Origin of the sequence: Streptomyces sp. ISL-10 (genome assembly GCF_018614575.1) — a bacterium.
GTDB lineage: Bacteria > Actinomycetota > Actinomycetes > Streptomycetales > Streptomycetaceae > Streptomyces.
The window spans coordinates 1-8,690 of sequence record NZ_JAGGOJ010000053.1; the positions used below are offsets into that span (position 1 = coordinate 1).

Genomic DNA, 8,690 nt, shown 5'->3' on the forward strand with positions numbered 1-8,690 from the left:
CTCCTCCCCTCTCCTCCCCTCTGCGTCCCCCACACCACCCCACCGACCCCGCGCCCAACTCACCCTCGGTGACGGCTCGATGACGCACTGGTCCGATCATCTTTCGCGCGTAACCCAAGTGCCGCGCCGCTCGTTGTGCGGGATGCAGACTCCCTGTGGACACGCCATGCCCGCAGCCACTCACTCTTTCGAGTGGATGCACTCAAGGCGTGCAACCTTCCAGACGCCCAGGGGAGTCGATCGTCATGACGAGAGGAGGTGCCGCCAGTGATCGCGAACGTTTCGGCGCACCGGCGGGCGAGCGCCTTCGCCCAGGCCTTGGAAGATCAGGCGGCCGATCAGCAGGCGGAGTCGGTCGAATCGACCGAGCACGAAAGGCTGTTGAGTCTGGCGCACGGCCTCGGCGAATTGCCGAAGCCCGAGCTGGACCCCGAGGTCAAGGTGGTGCAGCGGGCCCAGCTCGTGGCCGCCATGGAAGCGATGCTTCACCAAGGGACGGCGGAGGGAGGCGCATCCGCGGGCCCTACGGTGCCGGAGCAGCGAACCCACGGCCGCGGCGCCCACCGGGCCTCCCGGCTCCGGAAGTTGCGACCGCGCTCCCGCTGGTCGAAGGGGCTTGCCGCCGGCGGTCTGACCGTCGGTGTGGCCGCTGGCGCTTTCAGCGGAGTGGCCGCTGCCAGTTCCGACGCCCTGCCCGGTGACTCGCTGTACGGGCTGAAGCGCGGCATGGAGGACATCAAGCGCGGCATGGCGGACGACGACTCCGACCGCGGCGAGCTCTACCTCGACCAGGCCTCCAACCGCCTCAGCGAAGCCCGCCGCCTGATGGAGCGGGGCCGTTCCGGCCACCTGGACCACGAGTCGCTCGGTGAGGTCCGCCGCACGCTCAACGGCATGCGGCACGACGTCACCGAGGGCCACCGGCTGCTCAGCGCTGCCTACGAGCGCGAAGGATCGCTCGGTCCCATCGCCACGCTCAACTCGTTCTCACGCTCCCACCGGGACGTGTGGAACGGGCTGCGCGACCGGCTGCCCGCCCAGCTCACCGGCGTGGGCGACGAGGTCAGTTCGGCCTTCGACGCCATAGACGAACAGGTCGGCCCGCTCAAGTCGCTGCTGCCGCGCGCCCCCGAGAACGACGACCGCGGCTCGCGGCGCCCGGGCGGCGCACCTCAGGACTCCGGGCTTACCACGTACCCGGGTAGCGGCACACCGTCGGCCCCCGATTCGGGCGGCGGTCACACCGGCGAGGACAGCAAGCCCCGCCCGTCCGGCTCCAGCTCCGCCGACGACGGGCTGCTCGGCGGAAACACCGGCGGTCTTTTCGACCCGCCGGCACAGGAGGCCGGACCGTCCCCGTCGGACAAGGAGTCGGAACCGTCCATCCCGGACGTCACCATCCCGCCGATCCTGCCCGGCATCCTCCCGGGCTTCGGCATCGACGGCGAGGAAGAGTAACAAGGCCGTACGCGTGAGGGGCGCCCCCCGGCCGGGGGGCGCCCCTCACGCGTACGGCCTCGGAAGTCGACGGATCACCGGTGCGGACTCAGAAGAAGACCGAGCGGCGCTGCACCAGCAGCTTGTACAGCGTGTGCTGGATCTGCTCCCGCACCTGATCCGTCAGGTTGAACATCAGCATCGGGTCCTCCGCCGCCTCTGGCGGATACCCGTCCGTCGGGATCGGCTCGCCGAACTGGATCGTCCACTTCGTCGGCAGCGGCACCGCCCCCAGCGGCCCCAGCCACGGGAACGTGGGCGTGATCGGAAAGTACGGGAAGCCCAGCAGACGCGCCAGCGTCTTCGCGTTGCCGATCATCGGGTAGATCTCCTCGGCGCCGACGATCGAGCACGGCACGATGGGCACACCGGCCCGCAGCGCCGTCGAGACGAACCCGCCGCGCCCGAATCGCTGGAGCTTGTACCGCTCGCTGAACGGCTTCCCGATGCCCTTGAAGCCCTCCGGCATCACACCGACGACCTCGCCGCGCTGGAGCAGCCGCTCCGCGTCCTCCGCGCACGCCAGCGTGTGTCCGGCCTTGCGCGCCAGTTCGTTGGCCACCGGCAGCATGAACACCAGGTCCGCGGCGAGCAGTCGCAAATGGCGCCCGGCCGGGTGGTTGTCGTGGACGGCGACCTGCATCATCAGCCCGTCCAACGGCAGTGTCCCCGAATGGTTGGCCACCACGAGTGCCCCACCCTCGGACGGGATGTTCTCGATGCCCTTCACCTCGACGCGGAAGTACTTCTCGGACAGCGGCCGCAGCAGCGACATCAGGACCTGGTCGGTCAGCTCGGCGTCGTACCCGAATTCGTCGACCTCGTAGTCACCGGTCAGCCGGCGGCGCAGGAATGCCAGCCCGCCCGCGATCCGCCGGTCCCAGCTCCCGCCTCCCGACGGTGCCGACTCGTCGCCGGCGTCGCTCTCCCCGGCCGCCGCCACGACGGCCTGGTGCTCCGGGTGCTCCGGCAGCGGGCTCACAGCGGCGTCGCGTACGGCGGCCTCCCGTACCCCCGCCCCGCGCACCTGAGGGCCGCGGGACGCCTCACGCGCCGGTGCCTCGCGCACCAGGGAGTCGCCCGCCGCGGCTTGATCGGCCTTGCGGCGCGCGGACCCACCGGGGCGCCGCCGCGCCGGTCGCTGCGCACCGCCGCGCGAACGGTCGTCGTCGAACGGAATGACCTTGGCGTCCGCCATCGTTGGCTGCGCTCCTTATCCGGGCCCCTCGGGGCTCATCCGGCGCTGTGCGTCGTCTCGCCGCGCGTCGTCTCACCGGTCGTCGTCTCCACGGCGTGCCCCGCGCCGCGACCGAGCGGCAGTGCCGCCGCGACCCGGTCCACGGCCCTCGCCACGGACTCGGGCGGCAGCAGCCCCGGGGCCCGGCTGCGCGCGAAGTCCGCGAACGTCTCGGCGGTCGTGAAGCGGGGGAAGAACCCCAGTGTCTCGCGCATCTGAACCGTGCTCACCACCCGGCCGTGGGTGAGCAGCCGGATCTGCTCCGGCGAGAAGTCCGTGATGCCGACCGTGCGCAGCGCGGAACCGACCCACGTGACGGCGGGCAGCAGCACCGGCATCGTCGGCCGCCCGAGCCGCCGTGAGCACTGGGACAGGGTCAGCACCCCGTCGCCCGCGATGTTGAACGTGCCGCTGTTGAGCGTCCCGCGGCGTGGCTCGTGCAAAGCGATCCGCAGGACGTCGATCACATCGTCCTCGTGGACGAACTGCAGACGCGGGTCGTAGCCGAAGACGGTCGGCATGACCGGCAGCGAGAAGAACTCGGCGAGCGGCGAGTCGGCGCACGGACCGAGGATGTTCGCGAACCGCAGCACGCACACGGCCACGTCCGGGCGGCGCCGGGCGAACCCGCGCACGTATCCCTCGACCTCCACGGAGTCCTTGGCGAAACCGCCGCTCGGCAGCGACTTGGGCGGTGTGGTCTCCGTGAAGACAGCCGGGTCGCGGGGGGCGGAGCCGTAGACGCTCGTACTGGACTTGATCACCAGGCGCTTGACCGTCGGCGACTTCTGGCAGGCGCCCAGCAGTTGCATGGTGCCGATGACGTTGGTCTCCTTGACGGCCGTCCGTCCGCCGGCGCCCAGCGGCGTACCCGTCACATCCATGTGCACGACCGTGTCGACGGCATGCTCGGCGAGGACGCGCGCGATCGCCGGCTGGCGGATGTCGGCGCGGACGAATTCGGCTCCGCCCAGATGATGTCCGGGGTTCACCGCATCGACCCCGATCACCCGGTCCACCTCGGGATCCTGCTGGATGCGCCGCACAAGGCGGCCCCCGAGCTGACGGGCCACACCGGTGACGAGCACGACCTTGCCCAAGATCAGCGCCTTCCCCTAGGTCCTGGCGTCACCGTAGCGCGTCGGTGTTGCGCTGTGATGACCGCACGGCGCACTTTTGCCATGACCATCCATTTCGCGCCCCCACTTCTTGCCCACAGCTGTTCCACAACGCACCTCGGCCCTCCCACCGGGCTGGTGGAAGGGCCGAGAAAACACGTGCAGCTGTCGCCTACTTCTTGTTGCGACGCTGAACGCGGGTGCGCTTGAGCAGCTTGCGGTGCTTCTTCTTCGCCATCCGCTTGCGCCGCTTCTTGATAACAGAGCCCACGACTACCCTCGCTCACTTCTCTTCACTCGGTGCGGGGCGTCTGGGCCCACACGACCTACGTCGGCCTAGCCTACCTGCCACCGGGTGAGGGACGTAATCCGAGGGCGGCCGTACCGTTCTCCGTTACGCGGATTCCACCCCCACGAAGGATTCGCGGAGATACTCATGCACCGCTTGCTCCGGCACCCGGAAGGACCTCCCCACCCGGATCGCCGGCAGATGACCGCTGTGCACCAACCGGTACACAGTCATCTTCGACACTCGCATCACCGAGGCAACCTCCGCCACGGTAAGGAACTTGACCTCGTTGAGAGGCCTCTCGCTGCCAGCAGCCATGACCCACCTGTACCTTCCGCACCCGACGCGCACCGGCTTCCCCTCCGGTGACTCTTCGTCGCTGTGCGCTCACTGCCCAGACTAGGGGCGGGTGATGCGAGTGGGGAAGAGGAGCTGCGATCGGCCGCCTACTGTGACAGACACGCTCGATTGAGTACATACAGCGTCAGAGGGCGGTAGCACTCGGACCGAACGGCGTCATCAAGCGGAACCGCGACCGACACCCGCCCCTCCGCCTCGCCGACGAACAGCGCGGGATCGTCCGTGTCCGCGAGGCCGATGGCCTCGATCCCCAGCTGACCTGCACCGCAGACCCAACCGTGGTCCCCGACGACCAGCTCGGGCAGCGGCCCGCCGGTGTCCGCCGCGACCTGGAGCGCGACCCTGACCGGTAGTGGTGAATGGGTGTGCGCCCCCGCCTGCCGCGCGCCCTCCTCGTGCAGCGACGCCACCCCCCTTACGTACGCGAGGTGATGCGTACGTACGCCGAACCGGGTCGTTATGTCGACACATCGCCCCTGCGCGGGAGTGAGTACGGAACACCCCGCCGCCGACACCGCGTCTGCCAGGTCTGCGTAGAACCCCAGCAGCCGGTGCGGATGCCCCGTACCGAACAGGACAGGCGCACGCCGCCGCGCCGCGTCCCCCAACCGGGCGGCGAACGCGTCCAGCGCACACAGCGTCAGCTCCGGATCGATGACGTCGCCACCCGCCACGCACGCCGGATCCGCGGACACCCCGCACCTCTCGGCCATCAGCGCGATCAGCTCCTGCTCGCTCCACCGCCACCGGGGATCGAGCCCGATGGTCACCCGGGGATCCCGCGCGGCGAACGCCCGATAACTGCGCAGGCTCGCCTCGCGCGAGGTCGCCACATCCCCCGCCAAACCCGACGCCAGCAGATGCGCCCGCAGCTGCGCCCGCAGCGATCCGGTGCTCAACACCCTTCCGATGCTGACGCACCGGCCGCTGTGGCAGGTAAGAAACGCATGTCCTGCGCACAGTTGGCGTAATGCCCGTACAGTGCCGCGCCGGGAGTGCCGACTACGCCAGCAGACCGCGCAGCGGGAACACGGCCCGCCGCGTCGCGAGGATCGACTGGTCGAGCCGGTCCGCCGGGTCGTACCCGTCCTCCCAGGCCCGCAGACGCACCGGCCACCGGCCGTCCGTCATCCGCGCGGGTCCCAACCGGCGCGTCCGTGCGTACACCTCGTCCCGCCACGTCGACGGGATCACCGACTCCGGATCCACCGGCCGGTGCGCCGCGATCCCCACCAGGTGCGTCCACGACCGGGGAACGACGTCCACGACCTCGTAGCCCCCGCCCCCGAGCGTGACCCACTTCCCGTCCGCGTGCGCGTGCGCGAGCTCGTGGCACGCCTCCTGCACCGCCCGCTGCGCGTCCAGCGACACCGCCAAATGGGCCAGCGGGTCCTCGAAATGCGTGTCCGCACCGTGCTGCGTCACGAGCACCTGCGGCCGGAAGCCGGCCAGCAGCTCCGGCACCACCGCGTGGAACGCGCGCAGCCACCCCTCGTCGCCCGTACCCGCCGGCAGTGCCACGTTCACCGCCGAGCCCTCGGCCGGGCCCTTGCCGCCCGTCTCCTGCGGCCAGCCGGTCTGCGGGAACAGCGTGTGGGGATGCTCGTGGAGCGAGATCGTCAGCACCCTCGGGTCGTCCCAGAACGCCGCCTGGACGCCGTCGCCGTGGTGGACGTCCACGTCCACGTACGCGACCCGCTCCGCTCCCAGCTCCAGCAGCCTGGCGATCGCCAGCGACGCGTCGTTGTAGATGCAGAACCCGGACGCACCGCCCGGCATCGCATGGTGCAGCCCGCCGGCGAAGTTCACGGCGTGCTCGGCCTCCCCGCGCCACACGGCCTCCGCGGCGCCCACCGACTGCCCGGCGATCAGCGCAGACGCCTCGTGCATGCCCGCGAACGCCGGATCGTCGGCCGTGCCGAGACCGTACGACTGGTCGGCGCTCGCCGGGTCGTTGGACGCCGCCCGGACCGCGGCCACATAGTCCTCGCGGTGCACCAGCCGGAGCGTCGAGTCCCCGGCCGGCTTGGCGGCCACCACGTCCATGGCCCGGTCCAGGCCGTACGCCCGCACGAGTCCCATGGTCAGTGCGAGCCGCACCGGATCCATCGGATGGCTGCTCCCGAAGTCATACTTCGTTACCGCCTCGTCCCACATCAACAACCCGCGGCCGCTCATGCCCGCCACCGTATCGGGCGGGCTCCGCACCGAACGACCGGGCATACCCCATCGTGGCCAGCACCAACACCATCGGCACCAGCATCGCGCCCCGATAGCTCCACACGTCCCCGAGCGCCCCGACCAACGGCGACCCGATCAGGAAGCCGACGTAGTTGAAGACATTGAGCCGCGCCACGGCCGCGTCGCTGTCCCCCGGCGCCAGCCGGCCCGCCGCCGCGAACGTCTGCGGCACGATCACGCAGAGCCCCAGCCCCAGCAGGGTGAACCCGAGCATGCCGACCCACGCGCCCGGCGCGACCGCGACCACCGCGAACCCGGCCGCCGCCAGCACCGACCCGCACCGGACGACGGCCACCGCCCCGAAGCGCCGCACCGCGAGATCCCCGACGGCGCGGCCCACCAGCGTCGTCACCATGTACGCGTTGTACGGGACGGTCGCCAGTTCCTCGGAGCTTCCCAGCACGTCCTGGAGGTACTTCGCGCTCCAGTTGGAGACGGTCGAGTCCCCGATGTACGCGAAGGTCATGACGAGGCACAGCGGCACCAGCGCCGTGTACGCGCCCCCTCGTCCGGCCGCCTGCCCCCGGCCGTCCTCCGGCACCCGTTCCCCGTCCACGTACCACCGGCTCGCCAAAAGCGCCGCCGGTACCAGCACCGCGACCACCGGCAGCCAGGACACGAACAGCGCGAGATCGAAGTGCGCCCCCACCCAGGCGAGCGAGGCGCCCACGATGCCGCCGAGGCTGTAGGCGGCATGGAAACCGAGCATGATGCTCCGCCCGTACGCTCGCTGGAGACTGACGCCCAGCATGTTCATCGAGGCGTCCAACGCGCCGACGGCCAGCCCGAACACGCCCAGACCGACGGCCGCGTGCCACAGCTCGTGCCCTGCGGCGACCCCGACGAGCGACAGCGGCACCACCGGCTGGGACCACCTCAGCACCGCACTCGCCGGAACGCGGCGGACGACGCGCCCCGTCACAACGCTCCCCACCCCGGCGAGCACCGGCACGGCGGCAAGGAAGAGGGGCAGCAACCCGTCGGATATCCCGTACCTGTCCTGTACGGCGGGGATGCGGGTCACGAGCAGAGCGAACGCGACGCCCTGGGAGAAGAAGCCGAACGCCAGGGAGGCCCGCCCGTGGCGCAACCGCGCATCAGTCATGGCGGCACAGCGTAGGCCCGCGCCCTACTCAGGGGTAGACGGGTCAGCCGAGCAATCCGGGGAGTTCGGCCATCGCCTGGAAGTACCCCTTGGCCCCGGCGAGATTCGCGGCGGGCGTCATGGCGGTGAAGCCGTACACGTCCATGCCCGCCGACAGCGCCGCCTGGACGCCCAGTCGGCTGTCCTCGACGACGACGCACCGCGCGGGCGACACGCCCATGCGCGCGGCCGCGTGGAGAAAGAGGTCGGGTGCCGGCTTCCCCCGGCCCACGTCCTGGGCACTGAACACGATGTCGTCGGCGAACCATCGGTCGAGCCCGGTCGTCCGATGCCCGACCCGGATCCGCTCATGACTCCCGGAGGACGCCACACAGTACGGCACCCCGTCGGCGGCGACCTTCTCCAGAACGTCGGTGACACCGTCGACCGCGGTCAACTCCCGCTCGAAGGCGGCGAATACGCGCGCGTGGAACGTGTCGTCGAAGTCCTCCGGCAGCGCCTGTCCGGTCCGTTCACGGACGAGGTCGTGCACGCGGTGGACGGCAGCCCCCATGTAGTCGCGCAGGGAGTCCTCGTACGAGGTGGGATGACCCAGCTCGGTGAGGTAGCCGGCGAGAATGGTGTTGGAGAGGGGCTCACTGTCGACGAGCACACCGTCGTTGTCGAAGATGACCAGGTCGTAGCGCATACCGCCGACCCTATGCGACCCCGAAACGCAGAAAAGCCCCGGAACGAGGTTCCGGGGCTTTCCTACAATGATTGTTCGGCGGCGTCCTACTCTCCCACAGGGTCCCCCCTGCAGTACCATCGGCGCTGAAAGGCTTAGCTTCCGGGTTCGGAATG

General features: G+C 70.4%; 9 protein-coding genes and 1 rRNA gene. 1 reads left to right on the plus strand and 9 read right to left on the minus strand.

The features are described from left to right. Positions 1–267 precede the first annotated feature (267 nt). Positions 268–1,458 carry a DUF5667 domain-containing protein gene (locus J7E88_RS35225; protein WP_215187581.1) on the plus strand — a complete coding sequence of 397 codons (1,191 nt, stop codon included), beginning with the start codon at positions 268–270 and terminating at the stop codon, positions 1,456–1,458. Between the two features lie 88 nt (positions 1,459–1,546). Here the strand turns inward: J7E88_RS35225 and J7E88_RS35230 are convergent, their stop codons facing one another. The 9 genes from J7E88_RS35230 to rrf all read right to left on the minus strand — a co-directional run. Next, on the minus strand, positions 1,547–2,695 hold the full coding sequence (locus tag J7E88_RS35230) for a lysophospholipid acyltransferase family protein (protein ID WP_215187582.1): 1,149 nt from the start codon (positions 2,693–2,695) through the stop codon (positions 1,547–1,549). A gap of 35 nt (positions 2,696–2,730) precedes the next feature. Then, positions 2,731–3,834 carry an NAD-dependent epimerase/dehydratase family protein gene (locus tag J7E88_RS35235; RefSeq protein ID WP_251023677.1) on the minus strand — a complete coding sequence of 368 codons (1,104 nt, stop codon included), beginning with the start codon at positions 3,832–3,834 and terminating at the stop codon, positions 2,731–2,733. A gap of 190 nt (positions 3,835–4,024) precedes the next feature. Next, a complete protein-coding gene (locus J7E88_RS35240) occupies positions 4,025–4,123 on the minus strand; it encodes a 30S ribosomal protein bS22 (protein ID WP_003948845.1) in 99 nt (32 codons plus the stop codon). 123 nt (positions 4,124–4,246) lie between these two features. Beyond that, on the minus strand, positions 4,247–4,459 hold the full coding sequence (locus tag J7E88_RS35245; protein WP_014046653.1) for a helix-turn-helix domain-containing protein: 213 nt from the start codon (positions 4,457–4,459) through the stop codon (positions 4,247–4,249). A 128-nt stretch (positions 4,460–4,587) separates the two neighbouring features. Next, complete coding sequence (locus J7E88_RS35250) at positions 4,588–5,403, minus strand: phosphatase (RefSeq protein ID WP_215187583.1); 816 nt, start codon at positions 5,401–5,403, stop codon at positions 4,588–4,590. Between the two features lie 100 nt (positions 5,404–5,503). Further along, positions 5,504–6,679 carry an acetoin utilization protein AcuC gene (locus tag J7E88_RS35255; protein ID WP_215187584.1) on the minus strand — a complete coding sequence of 392 codons (1,176 nt, stop codon included), beginning with the start codon at positions 6,677–6,679 and terminating at the stop codon, positions 5,504–5,506. Continuing rightward, entirely contained in the window at positions 6,630–7,847 is a 1,218-nt protein-coding gene (locus tag J7E88_RS35260) for an MFS transporter (protein WP_215187585.1), read from the minus strand. The genes J7E88_RS35255 and J7E88_RS35260 overlap by 50 nt, the downstream gene beginning before the upstream one ends. A 43-nt stretch (positions 7,848–7,890) precedes the next feature. Further along, entirely contained in the window at positions 7,891–8,535 is a 645-nt protein-coding gene (locus tag J7E88_RS35265) for an HAD family phosphatase (RefSeq protein WP_215187586.1), read from the minus strand. 73 nt (positions 8,536–8,608) lie between these two features. After that, a 5S ribosomal RNA gene (rrf, locus tag J7E88_RS35270) occupies positions 8,609–8,690 on the minus strand; the annotation flags it as partial.